We start from the raw sequence: 1,145 nt of genomic DNA, 5'->3' as shown, positions 1-1,145 counted from the left end.
GTAGCCTCCGTATATTCCTTAGAAAGGAGGTGATCCAGCCGCAGGTTCTCCTACGGCTACCTTGTTACGACTTCACCCTAATCATCTGTCCCACCTTAGACGGCTGACTCCCGAAGGTTATCTCACCGGCTTTGGGTGTTACAAACTCTCATGGTGTGACGGGCGGTGTGTACAAGGCCCGGGAACGTATTCACCGCGGCATGCTGATCCGCGATTACTAGCGATTCCAACTTCATGTAGGCGAGTTGCAGCCTACAATCCGAACTGAGAACGGCTTTAAGAGATTAGCTTGGCCTCACGACTTCGCAACTCGTTGTACCGTCCATTGTAGCACGTGTGTAGCCCAGGTCATAAGGGGCATGATGATTTGACGTCATCCCCACCTTCCTCCGGTTTGTCACCGGCAGTCTCACCAGAGTGCCCAACTGAATGCTGGCAACTGATAATAAGGGTTGCGCTCGTTGCGGGACTTAACCCAACATCTCACGACACGAGCTGACGACAACCATGCACCACCTGTCATTCTGTCCCCGAAGGGAACCTCTTATCTCTAAGATTGGCAGAAGATGTCAAGACCTGGTAAGGTTCTTCGCGTAGCTTCGAATTAAACCACATGCTCCACCGCTTGTGCGGGCCCCCGTCAATTCCTTTGAGTTTCAACCTTGCGGTCGTACTCCCCAGGCGGAGTGCTTAATGCGTTAGCTGCGGCACTGAAGGGCGGAAACCCTCCAACACCTAGCACTCATCGTTTACGGCATGGACTACCAGGGTATCTAATCCTGTTTGCTACCCATGCTTTCGAGCCTCAGCGTCAGTTACAGACTAGACAGCCGCCTTCGCCACTGGTGTTCTTCCATATATCTACGCATTCCACCGCTACACATGGAGTTCCACTGTCCTCTTCTGCACTCAAGTCTCCCAGTTTCCGATGCACTTCTCCGGTTAAGCCGAAGGCTTTCACATCAGACTTAAAAGACCGCCTGCGCTCGCTTTACGCCCAATAAATCCGGACAACGCTTGCCACCTACGTATTACCGCGGCTGCTGGCACGTAGTTAGCCGTGGCTTTCTGGTTAAATACCGTCAACTCCTGAACAGTTACTCTCAAGAGTGTTCTTCTTTAACAACAGAGTTTTACGAGCCGAA

Annotated in this window: 1 rRNA gene; it reads right to left on the bottom strand. The window is 52.1% G+C overall.

Going from position 1 to position 1,145, the window contains the following annotated elements:
- Nucleotides 1-22: 22 nt before the first annotated feature.
- Nucleotides 23-1,145, bottom strand: a 16S ribosomal RNA gene (locus HF569_RS12095); the annotation flags it as partial.

The organism is Levilactobacillus tujiorum (assembly GCF_012641185.1).
GTDB lineage: Bacteria > Bacillota > Bacilli > Lactobacillales > Lactobacillaceae > Levilactobacillus > Levilactobacillus tujiorum.
The sequence above is the reverse complement of the archived record's forward strand: the minus strand, read 5'-3'. Positions and strand labels throughout refer to the sequence as shown.